Source organism: Streptomyces griseoluteus (assembly GCF_004784465.1).
Classification (GTDB): Bacteria; Actinomycetota; Actinomycetes; order Streptomycetales; family Streptomycetaceae; genus Streptomyces; species Streptomyces griseoluteus.
The window spans coordinates 498,238-517,531 of sequence record NZ_SRRU01000005.1 but is presented as its reverse complement, the minus strand read 5'-3'; the positions used below and the strand labels follow the sequence as shown (position 1 = coordinate 517,531).

Here is a 19,294-nt window from a genome sequence, read left to right as displayed (position 1 = left end):
GTTACATTCCGAACCCGGAAGCTAAGCCTCACAGCGCCGATGGTACTGCAGGGGGGACCCTGTGGGAGAGTAGGACGCCGCCGAACTAATTTTATGGGAAACCCCCGCACCTTTGGTGCGGGGGTTTTCTGCGTTCAGGGTCTTTTTTCAGAAAGTGACGTCCGCCGTTTCCACGACGCCGGCCTCGCGGCCCGGTGCGCTGTGGAACTTCCAGTACAGGTTGGTGTGGGCGATGACCTTGTCGGGGGTCGGGGCGCCGTACTGGGTCAGGTCCTCGGTCGTGTGGGCGTCGGCGACGAGGATGGCGTCATAGCCCCGAGTGATCGCGCCGTGCAGCGTCGAGCGGATGCAGATGTCCGTCTGGGCGCCCGCGACGACGAGTCGGCCAACCTTGTGGTCCTCGAGTACGGACTCCAGGTTCGTGGCCTCGAAGGAGTCCCCGTAGTTCTTGTGGACCAGGGGCTCGTCGTCGCGCCGTTTCAGCTCCGGGACGTACTGCCACGGGGTGCTGTCCTGCGGCAGGTCCTCGTCCGAGTGCTGAATCCAGATCACGGGCACGTCGGCCGTTCGGGCCTTGTCGATCAGGGAGCTGATGCGCGCGATCACCTGGTCGCGGTCGTGGGCGTCCGCCATGACCCCGTTCTGGACGTCGATGACGAGGAGAGCTGTGTTCGGGCGGTCGGAGAAAAACGTCATGGGGGTCACTGTAAGGCCGTACTACCGTGGGGGGCATGGGAGTTGTGGGCGGTCAGGGGTATGTGGTGCGGGCTGTGCGGGCTGAGGAGTGGGAGGAGGTGAAGCGGTTGCGGCTGGACGCGCTGCGGGACCCGGTCGCTCATCTCGCGTTCCTGGAGACCTATGAGGTGGCTGCCGCACGGCCGGACGCGTTCTGGCAGGAGCGGGCCGCGCAGGGGAGTGGGGTGCGGCAGTTCATCGCCGAGGCGCCCGGTGGGGAGTGGGCCGGGTCGGTGACCGTGTTGCTGGAGGAGGCCGGGTCCGAGGACTGGGCCGGGTATGCGGTCGAGCGGCGGCAGGGGCATGTCGTCGGGGTGTTCGTGCGGCCCGAGCACCGGGGGAACGGGCTGATCCAGGAGTTGCTGGACGCCGGTTTGGCCTGGGCGTGGGAGCAGGGGGCGGAGCGGGTGCGGCTCTTTGTGCATGCCGACAATCCGCGGGCGCAGGGGGCCTATCTGCGGGCGGGGTTCAAGCCGACCGGGCTCGTGGTGTCCTTCTCGAAGAACGAGGACGAGCGGGAGCTGGAGTTCGCGCTAGACCGGTAGGTCCTCGTGGGGCCAGCGGGCGCGGGCCTGTTCACGGGAGCGGAGCAGGGCCAGCGTCGGCAGGCCCTCGGCGGGGCCGCTGGTGAGCAGCTCGGGCAGCTGCGGGAGGGGGGCGACGGCCGCCACGTCGTCCAGGATCAGGGTGAGTGGTGGGTCGAGCCGACCGGAGGATGACCGTTCGGCCATGCGCCGGCCGTGCTCGACCACGCTCGAGACGAGGGCCGTCAGCAGGGGCATCGCGCCCGGCCGAGTCCTGGGGTCCTCGATGGGTTCACCGACCACATAGAGCGTGCCCCCTTCGTCGACGAAGGAATCCAGGGTGAGCGTGTCGGTTCGGTGGGGGGTGCACGATTCGCGGATGTTGACCGTGAGGAGGGCGGAGAGCGCCCGGCTGGTCAACTCCTGGGCGATGTCGCGGCGCTCCGGGTGCGAGGTGAGGGCCGCCTCCAGCTCGCCCGCGGAGCCGGGGGCCGCCTTGGGGTGGGTGCGCAGGGTGCGTACCGCGTCCTGGAGCTGGGTGCCCTGGGTCCAGCGGTGGACGTGGCGGATGGTGCGGCCGTCCAGCGCGGCGGCGTGCAGGAAGCTGCGCAGCAGGGTGGTGGCGGTGTCGGTGACGGCCTGGTCGATACGGGCCGTGGGCCGGACGGGGGCGAGGAGCGCCGTGGCCCGGCTCAGTGCGGTGGGGCGGTCCTCGCAGCCGGCCGTGGGCGACCAGTGCAGGCGGGCCGGGGTGTCGCAGCGGTGGGTGGGGTCGTAGAGGAGGACGGGGCCGAGCTTGGCCCGCGCGTCCTTGGTCTCCGCCCAGAGGGCCGGGTTGGAGGTGACGACCACTGCGGGGCCGGGGGCGTCCTGGAGGGCCGTGAGCGCGGAGATGCGGCGGGTCTCGGGGGTGCCGTAGAGGAGGGGGCCCTGGGGCCCCGGAACCTGCTCCACGACCGGCGCGGGCTGCTCCACGACGGGCTGGGGTTGCTGCAAGACGACCGGAGGTGGCGGCGCCGCGAAGACCGGCTGCTCGATCCACGGTTCCGGTACCGCCTTCTCCGCCACAGGCGCCTCCGCAGGCCGCGCGAGCCTGCGCACCCGCCCCGCGCGCCAGCGGGCCACCGTGCCGAGGACGAAGACCGTCAGGACCAGCAGGATCAGCAACTGGCCGATGAACAGGCCCCAGAAGAGGCCCCAGCCGGGGAGCTGAGCGGGCGGGGTGCCCGCCCAGGCGCCGGCGATGTCGTGCGGCTGGGCGACGAGGTGGCGTATGGCCAGCGGGGTGCGGGTGAAGGCCAGCGGGGCCGGCCAGGTGCCCCGCGCGAAGAGGGCCGCGAGGCCGGTGGCCGTCCACACCAGGACCGTCATGCCGAGGAGGAAGGCGAGCAGGCCGACCAGGAGGCCGTCCGGAATCCCGCCGCCCTCGCCCGCGCGTCCGGCGTCCCGGCCGCCGCCCCGCTCGTCCGCTCGCACGTGCTCTCCCTACGCCACCGTCGACTCGGAGTCGCCCACGTGCTGTTCCACGAAGGCAGCGGCCCGCTGCTCGGCCTCCAGTTCGGCGGCGCGCAGGGCGTCGTCGAGGTCGGCGGAGGACTCGGTCATCGCGCGGTCCGTGAAGACCAGGGGGCGTTCGGTCTCGGTGACCAGGTGTTTGACCACCTGGACGTTGCCGTTGACGTCCCAGACCGCGATGCCGGGGGTGAGCGTCGGGATGATCTCCACGGCCCAGCGGGGCAGGCCGAGGACCCGGCCGGTCGCTCTGGCCTCATCGGCCTTCTGGGCGTAGATCGTCCTGGTGGAGGCCATCTTGAGGATCGCGGCCGCCTCCTTCGCCGCCGCGCCGTCGACCACGTCGGAGAGGTGGTGGACGACGGCGACGAAGGACAGGCCGAGGCGCCGGCCGAACTTCAGCAGCCGCTGGAACAGCTGGGCCACGAACGGGCTGTTGATGATGTGCCAGGCTTCCTCGACCAGGAAGATGCGTTTCTTGCGGTCGGGCCTGATCCAGGTGTGCTCCAGCCACACGCCGACGATCGCCATCAGGATGGGCATGGCGATGGAGTTGCGGTCGATGTGCGAGAGGTCGAAGACGATCAGCGGGGCGTCCAGGTCGATGCCGACCGTGGTCGGGCCGTCGAACATGCCGCGCAGGTCGCCGTCGACCAGCCGGTCGATCACCAGGGCGACGTCCAGGCCCCAGGCCCGTACGTCGTCTATGGCGACGTTCATCGCCTCGGCGGACTCCGGCTCGGGGTGGCGGAGCTGCTCGACGATGTCGGTGAGGACGGGCTGGCGGTCGACGATGGTCTCGTTGACGTAGGAGTGCGCGACCTTGAGGGCGAAGCCTGAGCGTTCGTCCAGGCCGTGGCCGAGCGCGACCTCGATGATCGTGCGGAGCAGCGCGAGCTGGCCGGTGGTGGTGATCGCGGGGTCGAGCGGGTTGAGCCGGATGCCGTGGTTGAGCGCGGCGGTCGGGTCGAGCCGGATGGGGGTTATCCCCAGCTCCTCCGCGATGAGGTTCCATTCGCCGACCCCGTCCTCGCCCTGGGCGTCCAGGACGACGACCTGGCGGTCCTTGAAGCGGAGCTGGCGCAGTACGTACGTCTTCTCCAGCGCCGACTTGCCGTTGCCGGACTCGCCGAGGACGAGCCAGTGCGGGGCCGGGAGCTGCTGGCCGTAGAGCTGGAAGGGGTCGTAGATGTAGCCCTTCCCGGAGTAGACCTCGCGGCCGATGATGACGCCTGAGTCGCCGAGGCCGGGGGCGGCCGTCGGCAGGTAGACCGCCTGGGCCTGCCCGGTGGAGGTGCGCACCGGGAGGCGGGTGGTCTCGACCTTCCCGAAGAGGAAGGACGTGAAGGCGTCGGTGAGGACGGACAGCGGATCTCGCATGGAGAGCCTCTACCTTCGGATGCCGGTGGCGAACGGGAGGGTGTTCACGAACGCGCGGTGGTGCTCGCGGTCGCACCACTCCAGCTTCAGGTACGACTTGCCCGCCGAGGCGCGGATCGTGCGCTTGTCGCGGTTGAGCGCCTCGGGGGAGCGGGCGGAGACGGTGATGTAGCCGACGAGGTTGACGCCGGCGGCTCCGCTGGCGAGGTCCTCGCCGCGCTGGTCGAGGCGGGAGTGGGCGGCGACGTCGCGCGGGTCGACGGTGCGGTTCATCTTGGCGGCGCGGGACGCCTCGGCCTCGTCGTTGGTCTTCTCCGTCAGCATGCGCTCGATGGCGACCTCGGTGGGTTCGAGGTCCATGGTGACGGCGACGGTGCGGATCACGTCCGGGGTGTGGACGAGGAGGGGGGCGAGGAAGTTGACGCCGACGGGGGTCATCGGCCACTCCTTCACCCAGGCGGTGGCGTGGCACCAGGGGGCGCGGGTGGTGGACTCGCGGGTCTTGGCCTGGAGGTAGGTGGGCTCCATGGCGTTCAGCTCGGCGGGCCAGGCGTTGCGCTGGGTCATGGCCTGGATGTGGTCGATGGGGTGGTCCGGGTCGTACATGGAGTGGATCAGGGAGGAGAGGCGGCCCTGTCCGAGGGGCTGGCGGACCCGGATGTCGGCTTCCTGGAGGCGGGAGCAGATGTCGGTCAGCTCGCGGGCCATGACGATGGCGAGTCCGGCGTCGCGGTCGAGTTTGCGGCCGGCCTGGGGGCGGGCGGCGCGGGCCATGGCGTGCGCCTCGGCGGCCAGGTCGCGGCTGTAGCTCATGCAGGCGACCAGGTAGGCACGGTGCTGCTCGCTGCTGGTGGACACCATGGACTGGAGCTGGTCGTAGGACCGCTGGAGCCACTCGGGGGAGCGGCCGTCACCGCGCAGGACGACGTCCTTGGCGTGGGCGTCGGGGTCGGCGGGCAGCGTGCGGGCGAGCATCTGGATGCGGTTGACGAAGCCGTCGCCGTTCGCCACGTGCTTGAGGAGGGTGCCGAAGCGGTCGACGAGGGCTTCCTGGTCCTCGGAGTCGCGCAGGCCGACGCCGGGGCCCTCGATCTCGATGGCGGCGGTGACGGTCTTGCGGTCGGCGTGCAGCAGTACGGCGATCTCGTCGGGGCCGAAGGGCGCGGCGAGCCAGGTGATGCGGCCGATGCCGGGGGGCGGGCCGATCTCGACCTCGCGGCCGTCGAGGCGGATGCCGGCCTCCATCACGGGGGAGCGGTAGACGGCCTCGCGCTTGACGGTGCGCTTGTAGGAGCGGTTGATCTCGAACCACTTGTAGAAGGTGCGGCGCTTGTACGGCACGTAGACCGCGGCGACCGCGAGCATCGGGAGGCCGCTGAGGAGCGCGATGCGCAGGGGGAGGGCGGGTACGAGGAGGCCGCACATCATGCCGAGGAAGGCGCCGACGACGATCAGCGCGATCTCGCCGGACTCGCGGTTGCGGCCGATGATCGCGTTGGGCCGGGCGCGGCCGATGAGATACGTGCGGCGGGGCGAGACCGGATGGGACAGGTGGGCCTCGGTCGTCAACGCCCTTCACCTCCAGAGCGGTTGGTGCTGCTGTTGCGGGTGTTGCCTGCGTGCGGGGTGTTGACCGGGCTGGGTGCCCGGGGCGCGGGGGCCGCGGCGGGGGCGTTCTGCGGGGTGCGGCCGCTGTGGGCGGCGACGCCGCCGGAGGCGGGGTTGGCGGGACGGGGGGTGCTCGCGCCCTGTCCGCCGCCGCCCGTGTTGCTGTCGGCGCGGGTGCTGTGGGTCTTGATGCCCTGGGCGACGAGGGTGGCGGGGGAGCTGATGACGGCGGCGGCCTTGCCTTCGGCGCCCTGCATGATGCGGTTGTTGCGGGAGCCGGCGATCTCGTCGCCGAAGCCGGGGACGAAGCGGTAGATCATCGCGCTGGCGAAGATGGCGAGCAGGATGATCGAGAGGCCGGAGACGACGGCGCCGAAGGCGTCGGGGCCGCTGTCGCCGGAGAGGGCGCCGGCGAGGCCGAGGACGATGACGATGACCGGTTTGACCATGATGACGGCGATCATGATGCCTGCCCAGCGGCGGACGTGGCCCCACAGGTTCTTGTCGACGAGGCCCGCGTAGACGACGGTGCCGAGGAGGGCGCCTACGTACAGCAGGGCGGCGCGGATGACGAGTTCGAGCCAGAGGACGCCTGCGGCGAGGATGCTGACGAGGGAGACGACGATCAGCATGATGGGGCCGCCGCCGATGTCGTCGCCCTTCTCCAGGGCGCCGGAGAAGGTGCCGAAGAACGTGTCGGCCTGGTCTCCTGTGGCCTTCGCCAGGACGTCGGTGACGCCGTCCGCCGCGGAGACGACGGTGTAGAGGATCAGGGGGGTGAAGGCGGAGGCCAGGACCGTGAGCCAGAGGAAGCCGACGGCTTCGGAGATGGCGGTGGTGAGGGGGACGCCCCGCACCGCTCGTTTGGCCACGGCCAGGAGCCACAGGACGAGGGTGAGGATCGTGGAGGCGGCGAAGACGACGGCGTACTGCTGGAGGAACTTCGGGTTCGTGAAGTCGACGTTCGCCGTCTCCTTCACCGCGTCGCTCAGCTTCCCGATCGTCCACGAGGCCGCGTCCGCGCACCCCTTGGCGAGCGAGGCGAGGGGGTCGAGCGAGGAGGTGAGGGGGTTGTCGGTGGTAAGACCCTTGCGGGCGCTGCCTCCGCCGCCGCTGTCTTTGTCGCAGAAGTCGCGGGCCGCGCCGTGGATCAGGTCGCAGGGGTCGTTGCTCTTCGTGGGCTTGGGGCTGGGTGCCGCGAAGGCGCGGGTGGCCGTGAGGACGGCCGCGACTTGGACGGCTCCGACAATGCCGGTCAAGGTGAGTACGCGGCGATCAGCGCGCATAGGTGAACCCTCCGTACTCCTCGACCGTCTTCGACATGTCGTCCGCGCTGGAAGCCTTGTCGTCACCGGGGACCGGTGCGGGTCCTTCCTGCTGGGAATGCGTGATGATCTTCCAGTCACCGGCTGCCCACTGGAGTTTCATCGTGATGGTGAACCAGCTGTTGGTGACCGGGTTGGTGGACTTGGCTCCGGCCAGCCCCAACAGCCCGCTGCACCAGACCGCGACCGTGGCGGTGTCGTCACCGGGCTCGGTCACCTTGGTGCCGATCGGGCTCGTGCGCGAGACGAAGGTGGAACCCGCCGGGGCGGCACCGTCCGCGCTCAGACCGAGGCTCTGATTGAAGGCGGAGGTGTACGCCTTGTCCATCTCTGCCTTTGAACTCGTCACTCTGGACGGGGCCATGACGGTCTGAAGTACGGAGTCGCGCTTGTCCTTGTTGAACATCTCCGCAGACCCCAGTGCCACCGCGTAGTTCGCCGCCGCGCTCTCTGCCCCCTGCTGGGTGTGGGGGAAGTGGGTGGGGATGCCGTTCTCGGTGGTGGGGACCGGGGTGTGGCCGGAGGCGGCGGTGGGGGCCGCTGGGGGGTGGGCGGCCCCCTTGGGGGAGCCGTCCGTCGGCGAAGCGGAGTTGTCGCGGTTGGCGAAGGCGATGGCTGCGATGAGGAGGACGACGACGCCGACGACGGTGATGAGGCTGCGGGAGGAGGAGCGGGGGGTGCGGCGGGGGGCGCCGCCGTAGGGGTCGCCGCCGGGCAGGTGGGTGCGGGTGTGCCCGGTTTCGGGGTAACCGTGTTCGCCTGAGGTGCTCATGCCGCGTCCGCCCTCTCCGCCTCGTGTTCATACGACGGTAGCCGGGCGGGTCCTCGCGCGGGCGCGGTGTGGTGACTGGACATCAGGGAAACGCGACCTCGAGTCCGGGCGTCAGACGGCCATGCCGTATACGATGGTGAACAGCGTGCCGAGGGAGCCGATGATGAAGACCCCGGTGAGGCCCGCGATGATGAGTCCCTTGCCCTGTTCCGCGCTGAAGGTGTCCCGCAGCGCGGTGGCGCCGATGCGCTGTTTGGCCGCGCCCCAGATGGCGATGCCGAGGCAGAGAAGGATGGCGACGGCCATCACGACCTCGATCATCACCTTCGCTTCGTTGCCCAGGCTGCCGAAAGGCCCCCAGTCCGGAGCGATTCCGCCGATGATGGTGTTGATGTCTCCCTTGTCGGCCGCAAAGAGCATGTAAGTCACCGCCCCTGGTGGGTAGTTGTGCCGCTCCTCTGCGGTGTGCAGAGGTCAGGTCTCATTGTCGCCGACAACGTCGCCGTCGTATGTCGACTTGGCGGCATTCACAGGCGGGTCTCGTACATTTGGCGCGTATGGTCACTCTGTGTATCACGGCAGGTCACGCCGGGCAATGACGCGGGTGCGAAACCTGTGGCGTGGTTACGTCGTTGGGCTCTCTTACGGCCCTTCCGTCTCCCGCACGGTCTCTGACGGCCGGTCGGGTGAGACGTCGAGACGATGTTCTCACGCGCCGTCAGCGCGGTTTGAGCCCGTGCAGCAACAGGTGGACGTGGGTGTCGAGACCGGCCATGGCCTCCTCGGCGTCCAGCGCGCAGCCGGCGATGAGGGCGGCGAGGCCGTGCAGGCTTGCGGCGGCGACCAGGGTGACGCGCTCGGGGTCGCCCTGGACGATCTCGCCGCGTTCCTGCGCGCGGGCGAAGGTGCGGGTGAGGGAGCCGAGGGACTGGTCGACGGCGGCGGCGAGCCGGCCGGAGCTGTCGGGTTCGTGCTTGCGCGCGAACATCAGCTCCAGCAGCTCCGGGTTCTCGACGGCGAAGCCGAGGTAGGCCCGCGCGAGAGCGGTCAGGCGCTGCTCGAAGTCCGCCTCGGGGGTGTCGGCGGCCGCGGCGGTGAGGGCCTGGTTCAGGCGCTCGTAGCCGGCGAGGGCGAGGGCGTCGAGGAGGGCCTGCTTGTCCTTGAAGTGGCGGCCGGGGGCGGCGTGGCTGACGCCGGTGGCGCGGGCCAGCTCGCGCAGGGAGAGGGCGGCGGCCCCCTTCTCGCGCAGGGTGCGCTCGGCGCTCTGGAGCAGGGCGGCGCGCAGGTCGCCGTGGTGGTACGGGCGGCTGGTGGGGATGCGCGGCATGGGGGTCATGATATCCCGATGTTGTCGGCGCCAGCTTTGTTGACGGCGTCTGCATTGTTGTCGTTGACATCATTGTTGGCGTTGCCTACATTGAGGTCATGGCCGAGACGAGTGAAGCGCGCACGGCGCGCCAGTGGAATGTGGACCTTCTGCCGGATCTGAGCGGCCGTACGGCCGTGGTGACCGGTGCCAACAGCGGGATCGGCTTCATGGCCGCCGCCGCGCTGGCGCGGGCGGGGGCTCATGTGGTGTTCGCCGTGCGGGACCTGGCGCGCGGCGCCGCCGCGGCGGGCCGGGTGAGCGGCAGCACCGAGGTGCGCCGGCTGGACCTGGCGGACCTGGACTCGGTACGAGAGTTCGCGGCCGGCTGGGACCGCCCGCTGGACCTGCTGGTCAACAACGCGGGCGTGATGATGCTCCCCGAGGGACGGACGAAGCAGGGCTTCGAGACCCAGTTCGGCACCAACCACCTCGGGCACTTCGCCCTGACCAACCTGCTGCTGCCGTACCTCACCGACCGCGTGGTGACCGTCTCCTCCGGGCTGCACCGGGGCGGGGACGGCCGGATCAGCTTCGACGACGTCAATCTGCGCGGCCGCTACACCCCGACCCGCGCCTACGCCCAGTCCAAGCTGGCCAACCTCCTGTTCACCCTGGAACTCCAGCGGCGCCTCACCGAGGCGGGGTCCGGGGTGCGCGCCCTCGCCGCCCACCCCGGCTACGCGGCGACCAACCTCCAGAGCCATGCCGCGAACCCGCTGGCCCGCCTCTTCATGGGCGTCGGCAACAAGGTGTTCGCCCAGGACGACAAGGGCGGCTCCCTGCCCACCCTGTACGCGGCCACCCAGGACCTGCCCGGCGCGTCCTACGTCGGCCCCGGCGGCCTCGGCGAGATGCGCGGCGCCCCCGCGCTGGTCGGCCGGAGCGCGGCGGCGAGCGACCCCGAGGCGGCCCGGCGGCTGTGGACGCTCTCCGAGGAGCTGACCGGCGTCACCTGGGGGCTCACGGCGCCCGCGACCAGCGGTGTTGACAGGGTGTGACCGCAGAGCGGGCGGAGTGTGACCGGCGCCGGTAGGTTGGACGGCACTCCGGCCGACGGCGGGTGTGTACCGGGAGCGGTTCACAGGAAAATCTCAGCGACGGCCGGGCAGGTTTCTCACCCTGGGGGGACAGAGTGAGGACTGATGAAGCGCAGCGCACGCAACCCGGTCACCTCGCGGCCCGCCCTGCTCGGCGCGGTCGTGATGCTCGCCCTCACCTCGGCCTCCGTCGCGGCCGCCGACGACGGGCGCGGCCCGCTCGAGGTGACCGTCACCGCGCCCGCCGACGCGCGGACCGCCCGGGTGGGCGCGCTGTTCGGCGCGGACGCCGCGGGCCGGCCGGAGCGCGGTCACTTCTGCACCGCCTCGGTGGTGCACAGTCCCGCCCATGATCTGCTGGTCACCGCCGCGCACTGCATCACCCATGCCGACGGCAAGCTGTTCTTCGCGCCGGGCTACCGCAACGGCCGGGCGCCGTACGGGATGTGGCCGGTGGGGGAGTGGGTGCTGCCGGCGGGGTGGACGGCGGACAAGGACGAGGACAGCGACGTGGCCTTCGCGCACGTCGGTGAGGTGGACGGCCGGCGGGTCGAGGACGCGGTCGGCGGCAACCGGTTCGTCACCGGGACCGTGGCCGGCGCGGGTGCCGTCACGCTCTTCGGGCTGCCGGACGCCCGCGAGACGCCGGTGATGTGCACCGACCGGCCGGTGGCGCGCGGCCTGACCCAGCAGCGGGTGCACTGCCCCGGCTTCACCGGCGGGACCAGCGGGAGCCCGTGGCTGAACGGGTCCGGGCAGGTGGTCGGGGTGCTCGGCGGGCACCAGCGGGGCGGGTCGACGGCGGACGTCTCCTACAGCGTGGTGCTGGGGCGCGCGGCGGCCGCGCTGTACCGGACGGCGACCGTGAGCTGAAAGAGCGTCTGAACGGTCGCGGATAGGCCGAATTGTTGGCCTGAGTGTCGGCCACGCGGGCAAAGCGGCCTTGAACCGGCCCTTCATGGGGGAAAGTTGACCCGTGCGCAAAGTATGGGTGGCCGGGGGCGCCGCGATCGGACTCGGCCTGAGCTTCGTGATGCTGCTCGTCGTCGGGGTGTACATCGTCGCGGGGAACCTCGCGGGCGGGGCCGCCGCCGGCGGTGTCGGGCTGGCCAAGGGTGCCGTCCCGGCGGCGTACCAGACGCTCGTGCAGAGGTGGGGCAACCTCTGTCCTGCCATCAACCCGGCCCTGCTGGCTGCCCAGTTGTACCAGGAGAGCGGGTTCAACCCCGGTGCGCGCAGCCCCGCGAAGGCGCAGGGGATAGCGCAGTTCATCCCCGGCACCTGGGCCACCCACGGGGTGGACGGAGACGGCGACGGGGACCGGGACGTGTGGGACCCGGACGACGCGATCCCGTCGGCGGCCTCCTACGACTGCGAACTGGCCAAGTACGTCAAGGATGTTCCCGGTGACGTCTCGGCCAACATGCTGGCCGCCTACAACGCGGGCGCGTACGCGGTCATCCGGTACGGGGGCGTGCCGCCGTACCGGGAGACCCGGAACTACGTGAAGACGATCACGACGCTGGCGAAAAGCTTCGCCGCGCCCGTCACCCGCGTCGACCCCTCCCGGCAGGCGGCCGGGGCCATCGCCTACGCGCAGAGCAAGCTCGGCACCCCGTATCTGTGGGGCGGCACGGGTACGGCCGCGCAGAGCGGGCGGTTCGACTGCTCGGGGCTGACCCAGGCGTCGTACGACAAGGTCGGGATCAAGCTGCCGCGTGTGGCGAACGACCAGTACAACGCGGGTCCGCATCCGGCGCGGAACGAACTGCTCCCCGGCGACCTGGTGTTCTTCTCGCACGATCCGACCGACTCGCGGGCCATCCACCACGTGGGCATCTACGTGGGCGGCGGGTACATGATCGACGCGCCGCGCACGGGTGCGGTGATCCGGTTCGACCCGATCGACGGCGGTGACTACTTCGGTGCCACGAGGGTCACCGAGGATGGCGCGAAAGCGCTCCCCACGCATGTGTAGCGGAGTGTGAACCCACCCCCTGAGCTGCGCGTACGGGTTTCTCTTCGATAACGTCTGAGTGATCATTCGGTGGAGGGTGGAACGTATGGGCGGGGGCTGTGCGTTCCTGTTCACGTAGCCGAGCAGACGTCAGTGCGCCAGTGCAGCGGAAGCGGATCTACGACCCACGGGGGGGTTGGCGCGACGCACACTGGGTGCGTCCGGTAAGACGACGAAGGGGCCGCAGCACCATGGCTGTACTCGCCGAATCCGGATCGAACCCCGACGTCGAGCTGCTCTACGACATCAACGGCCTGGCGAAGGCCGCCCCGCACTGGTTCGACCGGGTCATGGAGTTCGTCGGCGAGTACGGACTCCCGGTGGCCATGATCCTGCTGGTCATCGGCTGCTGGCTGACGGTCCGGCGCCGGGGCGGTCCGGACGCGGTGTCCTCGGTGGCCGCGCTGGTCTGGGCGCCGCTGGCGGCGGCCGTGGCCGTGCTGGTGAACGTGCCCATCCGGGGCTTCGTGGAGCGGCCCCGCCCCTTCATGGACCACCAGGGGCTCGACGTCCTGATCGCGGGCAAGAGCGACTACTCCTTCGTCAGCGACCACGCGACGATCACCATGGCGATCGGGGTCGGCCTCTTCGTCGCCAACCGCCGCTTCGGCATCGCCGGTATCGCGCTCGCCCTCCTGGAGGGCTTCTGCCGGGTCTTCATGGGCGTGCACTACCCGACCGACGTGATCGGCGGATTCGCCCTCGGTACGGCGGTCGCGCTGCTGCTCTCCCCGCCCGCCACGGCGCTGCTGACCCCGCTGGTGCGGGCCATCGCCCGCTCGCCGCGCGCGGGACGGCTGGTGAGCGCCCGTCCGGTGGGCGGTGAGCGCGGGGACGCGCTGTTCTCCGGCGGCCGGGAGCCGGCGGGGTCGGGGGAGAAGGACCTGGCCGCGTAGGCGGCTTCCAGGACCTGAGGAGAAGGCCGCGGCTCCATCGCCGCGGCCTTCCGCCGTGTCACAGTCCCTGCGCGTACCCGAAGAACCGGTCCGGGTCGTACCGCTTCTTCACCTCGGCGAGCCGGGTGCCCGCGCTGCCGTAGTAGGCGCGGCGCCAGTCGGTCAGGGCGGCGTCGGTGTAGTTCTGGTAGGCGGCGCCCGAGGCGTGGGGACGCATCGCGGTGTGGGTGGCGTCCAGCCAGGAGCGGGCGGCCGAGCCGGAGGCGCCCGCGTCCCAGGAGGCGAGGTACTGGGCCAGCATCCGGGAGCGGCGGTGCACGAAGGCGGTGGCGGTGGGCGAGACCCGGTTGACGGCGCCGCCCAGCGCGGTGAGCGCCACGCTGCCCGCGCCGCCGGACATCGCGCCGACCCGCTTCAGCAGGGTCGCGACGCCGGCCGCGGACAGCGAGCGGTCGAAGAAGTCGGAGCGGGCCGCGTAGGTCTCGCGGTGCAGGGCGCCGCGCGGGGAGCGGCCGGGGGTGGTGCCCGGCAGATGGCACTGGGCGTCGGTGGCGAAGGCGGAGCAGCCGGCGTATATCTCCATCGCCTCCTCGTAGCCGTGGTTGCGCAGGGAGACGGCGGAGGCGTCGGCGCCCGCGCGGTGGGCGAGGCGGTCCACCGCGTTCTCCAGGTCGCTCCTGGAGCCCATGGAGAAGCAGGAGAGGGAGACGGTCGGGGTGCGGGTCCCGGCACGTTCCAGGTGCAGGGCGGACCAGATCTCGTCCGGCTGGGCGGGCCCCCACTCCTGCCACGCCTTCAGCACGGCCGCCGCCTTCGCCCAGGGCCAGCGCAGCGAGGCGGTGACGGCCTGCGGGGCGCGGTGGGTGGTGAAGCGCAGCTCGGTGACGACGCCGAAGTTTCCGTTGCCCGCCCCGCGCAGCGCCCAGAACAGGTCCGCGTTCTCATGGGCGTTGGCCGTGCGGGTGCGGCCGTCCGCCGTGACCAGGGTGGCCTGGGTGAGGCTGTCGCAGGTCAGGCCGTAGGCGCGGGAGGCGACACCGTGGCCGCCGCCGAGCACCAGCCCGGATATCCCGACCGTCGGGCAGGAACCGGCCGGTATGGTCGCGCCCTTGGCCCCCAGCGTCCGGTACACGTCGATCAGCTTGGCCCCCGCCCCCACCACGGCGTGCCCGCCCGAGGCGCTCACCCGGTTCAGGGCGGACACGTCGACGATCAGGCGGCCGTCGCCGGAGGAGTAACCGGCGTAGGAGTGGCCGCCGTTGCGGATCGCCACCTTGATCCGGTGGGCACGGGCGTACGCCAGCAGGGTGCGGATGTCGGCCGCGTGGGCCGCGTAGGCGACGGCGGCCGGGCGCAGGGAGTCGAAGCGGGTGTTGTAGAGGCGGCGGGCCGGGGCCCAGGAGGCGTCGCCGGGGCGGACCAGGGTGCCGTCGAGGTCGCGGGCGAGGGCGGTCCAGTCGGCGGCGGCCTTCGCGGACGCCGTTGTCATGGTGGTGGCCACCCGCGACCAGGAAGGTCCCGGCCGGGCGGAGGCGCCTGCGGGTGCGCAGGCGGTGAGTGCGGTGAGGGCGGTGGCGCCGCCCGTGAGAAACGTCCGCCGGTCCATGTCGCTCGCCGTCCCCTCGCCCCTGCGGTGACCCTTCGGGGAACCAGACGGTGCCCGGGGGGCCGGGGTTCCGGACAGGGGCGAGAACGCGTCAGACGCGGGCCGCCGCCGGGACCTCCGCGTGTCCTGGCCGTGAGCGTTCCGTCACCTCACCAGGCCGACGGCAGGGGTTCACCCCTCGTTCACTTCGGGCCATCGGCGGCTTCACCTGTTCTGCCTAATTTCGGCCGTAGCCGGTACGGAGTGCGGACAGGATGCACTCGCGTACCACCCAACGTCGCACGCCGCCCCTCGCGGCGGCTCCTGGAAGGAACTTCCGAACGTGAAGCTTCAGCGCAAGAACCGGCTGCGCGCCCTCTCGCTCGGTGCGGTCGCCGTCTCCGGTGCCCTGGCCCTGACGGCGTGCGGTTCCGACGACACGGGCACGAAGACGGGCAACGGCTCGTCGTCGTCGGCCGCCGCCGGTTCGATCAAGTGCGACGGCGCCAAGGGCCAGCTCCTGGCCGACGGGTCCTCGGCCCAGAAGAACGCGATCGACGCGTGGGTGAAGAACTTCTCCCAGTCGTGCGGCGTCCAGATCAACTACAAGGGCGCCGGCTCCGGTGCCGGTGTCACCTCGTTCAACCAGGGCCAGATCGCCTTCGCCGGCTCCGACTCCGCGCTGAAGCCGGAAGAGGTCGTCGCCTCCAAGAAGGTCTGCAAGGGCGGCCAGGGCATCGACCTGCCGATGGTCGGCGGCCCGATCGCGCTCGGCTACAACGTGCCCGGCGTGGACAACCTGGTGCTGGACGCCCCGACGCTCGCCAAGATCTTCGACAGCAAGATCCAGAAGTGGAACGACCCGGCGATCAAGAAGCTGAACCCCTCGGCGAAGCTGCCCGATCTGAAGATCCAGCCGTTCCACCGCTCCGAGGACTCCGGCACCACGGACAACTTCACCAAGTACCTGATCGCCACCACCCCGGACAACTGGAAGTACGAGGGCGGCAAGGCGTGGCAGGCCAAGGGCGGCCAGGCGGCCTCCGGGTCGTCCGGTGTGGCCCAGGGCGTCAAGCAGAACCAGGGCGCGATCGGCTACTTCGAGCTGTCCTACGCCAAGGACATGACCACCGTGGCCATCGCCACCGGTGCCAAGACCCCGGTGAAGCCCTCCACCGACTCCGCCACCGCCGACATCGCGGCCGCCAAGGTCGTCGGCACGGGCAAGGACCTCGCGCTGAAGCTGGACTACAACACCAAGGCCGAGGGCGCCTACCCGATCACCCTGGTCACGTACGAGATCGTCTGCGACAAGGGCAACAAGCCCGAGACGCTGCCCGCGACCAAGGCGTTCCTGACCTACCTCGCCAGCGAGGACGGCCAGAAGGTGCTGTCGCAGAACGACTACGCGCCGATCCCCGAAGAGATCATCGCCAAGGTCCGCACCACCGTCGCCTCCTTGAGCTGACCCGATCCCGAGTGTGCGCACCGGTCCCGCCCCGCGGGGCCGGGCGCACCGTCCGGTGCACCGCCGCCCGAGCCGCCCCGCGCGGCTCAGCAGACCGGAGAACCCGATGGACATATCGACGACAACCGACGTACCCCCCTCCGCCCCCCGGCCCGACGCCGGCGAGCGGCGGACCGCCCGGGGCGTGACCCGCCCCGGCGACCGGATCTTCCTGGCCCTCTCGCGCGGCTCGGGCATCCTCCTGCTGGTGGTCATGGCCGCGATCGCGGTCTTCCTCACCTACCGGGCGTGTCTGGCGATCAGCGCCGACGACGGCAACTTCCTGACCACCTTCGAGTGGAACACCAACACCGACCCGCCGGTCTTCGGCATCGCGGTGCTGGCCTTCGGCACGGTCGTCTCCTCGGTCGTCGCCATGGCACTGGCCCTGCCCATCGCGGTGGCCATCGCGCTGTTCCTCACCCACTACGCCCCGCGCCGGCTGAGCGGCCCGATCGCCTATGTGATCGACCTGCTCGCCGCCGTGCCCTCGATCGTCTACGGCCTGTGGGGCGCCCTGATCCTCGTCCCGCACATGCAGGGCCTGTACGGCTGGCTGGACCAGTTCCTCGGCTGGACCGGGATCTTCGCCTGGAACGGCGGCGCCCCGCGCGCGATGCTCACCGTCGGCATCCTGCTGGCGATCATGATCCTGCCGATCATCACCAACGTGAGCCGCGAGGTCTTCCGCCAGGTGCCCCGGATGCACGAGGAGGCCGCGCTGGCCCTCGGCGCCACCCGCTGGGAGGTCGTCCGCATGGCGGTGCTGCCCTTCGGGCGCTCCGGTGTGATCTCGGCCGCGATGCTCGGCCTCGGCCGCGCGCTCGGCGAGACGATGGCCGTGGCCACCGTGCTCTCCCCGAGCTACGACATCCAGGCCAGCCTCCTCGACCCCGGCGGCGGCACCTTCGCCCAGAACATCGCCTCCAAGTTCGGTGAGGCGTCCGTGCAGGGCCGGGACGCGCTGATCGCCTCCGGTCTGGTCCTGTTCGTCATCACCCTGCTGGTCAACGGCGCGGCCCGCGCGATCATCGCCCGCCGCAAGGAGTACTCGGGGGCCAACGCATGAGCACCGCACTTACTCCCCGTGACGGCGCCGGTGTGCGGCGCGGCGCCGGGCTGCCGAAGTGGTCCCTGTGGGCCGTCGCGGCCGGGTCGGTCGCCCTGGCCGTGGGCATCGGTCTGGTGGCCGGCCTCACCAGCCACGTCCAGTGGGGCCTGATCGCCGCACTGCTGTTCGTCCTCGGCACCTACGGGGTCGCCGCCCGTGCGGAGGGCCGCCGGCAGGCCAAGGACCGGGTCGCCACCGCGCTGGTCTGGGTGGCCTTCCTGCTGGCCGTGGTGCCGCTGGTGTCGCTGGTCTGGACGACCGTCTCGCGCGGTGTGAAGGTCCTCGACGGCTACTTCCTCAGCCACTCCATGGGCCTGGTCGCCGACTCCGAGCCCGGTGGCGGCATCTACCACGCCATCCTCGGCAGCCTGGAGCAGGTGGGCCTCGCCACCGCGATCGGCGCACCCATCGGTGTGCTCACCGCGATCTACCTGGTGGAGTACGGCCGGGGCCGGCTCGCTCTGGCGGTGACCTTCTTCGTCGACGTGATGACGGGCATCCCGTCCATCGTCGCGGGCCTGTTCATCCTCAGCCTGATGCTGATCCTCGACCTCCAGCCCTTCGGGTTCGCCGGTTCGCTGGCCCTGGCGATCCTGATGATGCCGGTGGTGGTGCGCTCCACCGAGGAGATGCTGAAGCTCGTCCCGAACGAACTGCGCGAGGCGTCCCTGGCGCTCGGCATCCCGAAGTGGCGGACCATCCTCAAGGTGGTCCTGCCGACCTCGCTCGGCGGCATCACGACCGGCGTCATGCTGGCCGTCGCCCGGATCGCGGGGGAGACCGCCCCGGTGCTGCTGCTGGTGTTCGGCAACCCCTTCATCAACGCCAACCCCTTCGAGGGCGCCCAGGCGTCGCTGCCGCTGTACATCTACCAGCAGTATGCGCAGAGCGCGGGCGCGGGCGCGGCCTACGACCGTGCCTGGGCCGCTTCGCTGACGCTGATCGCGTTCGTGATGATCCTCAACCTGGTGGCCCGCGGCATCGCCCGCTGGAAGGCCCCCAAGACCGGTCGCTGACGCGGCCCTCCTCAGTGACCGACTGGAAGTGAAGCAATGGCCAAGCGAATCGATGTGAGCGGACTCACCGCCTTCTACGGCGCCCACAAGGCGATCGAGGACATCTCGATGACCGTGGAACCGCGTTCGGTGACGGCGTTCATCGGCCCCTCCGGCTGCGGCAAGTCGACGTTCCTGCGCACCCTGAACCGCATGCACGAGGTGACCCCCGGCGGCCGCGTCGAGGGCAAGGTGCTGCTGGACGACGAGGACCTGTACGGCAGCGGGGTCGACCCGGTGTCGGTGCGGCGCGAGGTCGGCATGGTGTTCCAGCGCCCGAACCCGTTCCCCACGATGTCGATATTCGAGAACGTGGCGGCGGGCCTGCGCCTGAACGGCGGCTACCGCAAGAGCGAGCTGGACGACGTGGTGGAGAAGTCGCTGCGCGGCGCCAACCTGTGGAACGAGGTCAAGGACCGGCTGAACAAGCCCGGCTCCGGCCTCTCCGGCGGCCAGCAGCAGCGGCTGTGCATCGCGCGGGCCATCGCCGTCGAGCCGCGGGTGCTGCTGATGGACGAGCCGTGCTCCGCGCTCGACCCGATCTCCACGCTCGCGATCGAGGACCTGATCGGCGAGCTGAAGGAGCGGTTCACGATCGTCATCGTGACGCACAACATGCAGCAGGCGGCGCGCGTCTCGGACCGTACGGCCTTCTTCAACCTGGCCGGGGTGGGGCAGCCGGGCCGGCTGGTGGAGATCGACGACACCGAGCGGATCTTCTCCAACCCGTCGGTCCAGGCCACGGAGGACTACATCTCCGGCCGCTTCGGCTGAGCCGCCGAGCCCCTCGCGGTGCTGCATGGCGGTGCCACCGCGGGGATGTGAGAAGGGCCCGCTCCCGGTAGTCCGGGGGCGGGCCCT

General features: G+C 70.9%; 18 protein-coding genes and 1 rRNA gene. 10 read left to right on the top strand and 9 right to left on the bottom strand.

What is annotated here, in order from left to right; all coding sequences use genetic code 11:
- Window positions 1–86 (top strand): 5S ribosomal RNA (gene rrf, locus E5082_RS17190); the annotation flags it as partial.
- A gap of 61 nt (window positions 87–147) precedes the next feature.
- Here the strand turns inward: rrf and E5082_RS17185 are convergent.
- The gene (locus E5082_RS17185; protein ID WP_135792104.1) at window positions 148–696 is read right to left on the bottom strand and encodes an isochorismatase family protein; all 549 of its coding nucleotides are present in this window, start codon (window positions 694–696) and stop codon (window positions 148–150) included.
- Between the two features lie 35 nt (window positions 697–731).
- Here E5082_RS17185 and E5082_RS17180 point away from each other — a divergent pair, with 35 nt between their 5' ends.
- A complete protein-coding gene (locus E5082_RS17180; protein WP_190045342.1) occupies window positions 732–1,280 on the top strand; it encodes a GNAT family N-acetyltransferase in 549 nt (182 codons plus the stop codon).
- Here E5082_RS17180 and E5082_RS17175 read toward each other — a convergent pair.
- From E5082_RS17175 to E5082_RS17145, 7 genes are all read right to left on the bottom strand, one after another.
- Window positions 1,269–2,735, bottom strand: a complete 1,467-nt coding sequence (locus E5082_RS17175) for a P-loop NTPase family protein (RefSeq protein WP_135792103.1) — start codon at window positions 2,733–2,735, stop codon at window positions 1,269–1,271. The two genes, E5082_RS17180 and E5082_RS17175, sit on opposite strands and share 12 nt — an antisense overlap.
- Window positions 2,736–2,744: 9 nt before the next feature.
- On the bottom strand, window positions 2,745–4,151 hold the full coding sequence (locus tag E5082_RS17170) for an ATP-binding protein (protein WP_130339288.1): 1,407 nt from the start codon (window positions 4,149–4,151) through the stop codon (window positions 2,745–2,747).
- 9 nt (window positions 4,152–4,160) lie between these two features.
- Window positions 4,161–5,720, bottom strand: a complete 1,560-nt coding sequence (locus E5082_RS17165) for an SCO6880 family protein (RefSeq protein WP_135792102.1) — start codon at window positions 5,718–5,720, stop codon at window positions 4,161–4,163.
- Window positions 5,717–7,045 (bottom strand): hypothetical protein, encoded by a 1,329-nt coding sequence (locus E5082_RS17160; RefSeq protein ID WP_135792101.1) that lies wholly within the window; start codon window positions 7,043–7,045, stop codon window positions 5,717–5,719. The genes E5082_RS17165 and E5082_RS17160 overlap by 4 nt, the downstream gene beginning before the upstream one ends.
- Window positions 7,035–7,856 carry a DUF8175 domain-containg protein gene (locus E5082_RS17155; RefSeq protein ID WP_135792100.1) on the bottom strand — a complete coding sequence of 274 codons (822 nt, stop codon included), beginning with the start codon at window positions 7,854–7,856 and terminating at the stop codon, window positions 7,035–7,037. Before E5082_RS17155 ends, E5082_RS17160 begins: the two co-directional genes overlap by 11 nt.
- Before the next feature lie 111 nt (window positions 7,857–7,967).
- On the bottom strand, window positions 7,968–8,276 hold the full coding sequence (locus E5082_RS17150) for a hypothetical protein (protein ID WP_003991275.1): 309 nt from the start codon (window positions 8,274–8,276) through the stop codon (window positions 7,968–7,970).
- Window positions 8,277–8,574: 298 nt separating this feature from the next.
- Window positions 8,575–9,183: a TetR/AcrR family transcriptional regulator gene (locus E5082_RS17145; protein WP_135792099.1), complete on the bottom strand. Its 609-nt coding sequence runs from the start codon at window positions 9,181–9,183 to the stop codon at window positions 8,575–8,577.
- A 98-nt stretch (window positions 9,184–9,281) separates the two neighbouring features.
- On the opposite strand from E5082_RS17145, the gene E5082_RS17140 reads away from it, so the two are divergent.
- The 4 genes from E5082_RS17140 to E5082_RS17125 all read left to right on the top strand — a co-directional run bounded on the left by E5082_RS17140 (window position 9,282) and on the right by E5082_RS17125 (window position 13,175).
- Window positions 9,282–10,223, top strand: coding sequence for an oxidoreductase (locus E5082_RS17140; RefSeq protein WP_135792098.1), 942 nt, complete (start codon window positions 9,282–9,284; stop codon window positions 10,221–10,223).
- Window positions 10,224–10,367: 144 nt separating this feature from the next.
- Entirely contained in the window at window positions 10,368–11,135 is a 768-nt protein-coding gene (locus tag E5082_RS17135) for a trypsin-like serine peptidase (RefSeq protein ID WP_135792097.1), read from the top strand.
- 160 nt (window positions 11,136–11,295) lie between these two features.
- Complete coding sequence (locus tag E5082_RS17130; RefSeq protein WP_190045345.1) at window positions 11,296–12,240, top strand: C40 family peptidase; 945 nt, start codon at window positions 11,296–11,298, stop codon at window positions 12,238–12,240.
- Between the two features lie 230 nt (window positions 12,241–12,470).
- Window positions 12,471–13,175 (top strand): phosphatase PAP2 family protein, encoded by a 705-nt coding sequence (locus E5082_RS17125; RefSeq protein ID WP_135792095.1) that lies wholly within the window; start codon window positions 12,471–12,473, stop codon window positions 13,173–13,175.
- Window positions 13,176–13,233: 58 nt separating this feature from the next.
- On the opposite strand, the gene E5082_RS17120 is transcribed toward E5082_RS17125, so the two are convergent.
- On the bottom strand, window positions 13,234–14,781 hold the full coding sequence (locus E5082_RS17120) for an FAD-binding oxidoreductase (protein ID WP_135792094.1): 1,548 nt from the start codon (window positions 14,779–14,781) through the stop codon (window positions 13,234–13,236).
- Window positions 14,782–15,103: 322 nt separating this feature from the next.
- Between E5082_RS17120 and pstS the strand changes: the two genes are divergently transcribed.
- The 4 genes from pstS (at window position 15,104) to pstB (ending at window position 19,207) form a co-directional block, all read left to right on the top strand.
- The gene (gene pstS / locus E5082_RS17115; RefSeq protein ID WP_135792093.1) at window positions 15,104–16,228 is read left to right on the top strand and encodes a phosphate ABC transporter substrate-binding protein PstS; all 1,125 of its coding nucleotides are present in this window, start codon (window positions 15,104–15,106) and stop codon (window positions 16,226–16,228) included.
- A gap of 106 nt (window positions 16,229–16,334) precedes the next feature.
- The gene (gene pstC / locus E5082_RS17110; protein ID WP_135792092.1) at window positions 16,335–17,336 is read left to right on the top strand and encodes a phosphate ABC transporter permease subunit PstC; all 1,002 of its coding nucleotides are present in this window, start codon (window positions 16,335–16,337) and stop codon (window positions 17,334–17,336) included.
- Entirely contained in the window at window positions 17,333–18,394 is a 1,062-nt protein-coding gene (pstA, locus tag E5082_RS17105) for a phosphate ABC transporter permease PstA (RefSeq protein ID WP_135792091.1), read from the top strand. The genes pstC and pstA overlap by 4 nt, the downstream gene beginning before the upstream one ends.
- A 36-nt stretch (window positions 18,395–18,430) precedes the next feature.
- Window positions 18,431–19,207, top strand: coding sequence for a phosphate ABC transporter ATP-binding protein PstB (gene pstB / locus E5082_RS17100; RefSeq protein ID WP_086692639.1), 777 nt, complete (start codon window positions 18,431–18,433; stop codon window positions 19,205–19,207).
- Window positions 19,208–19,294 lie beyond the last annotated feature (87 nt).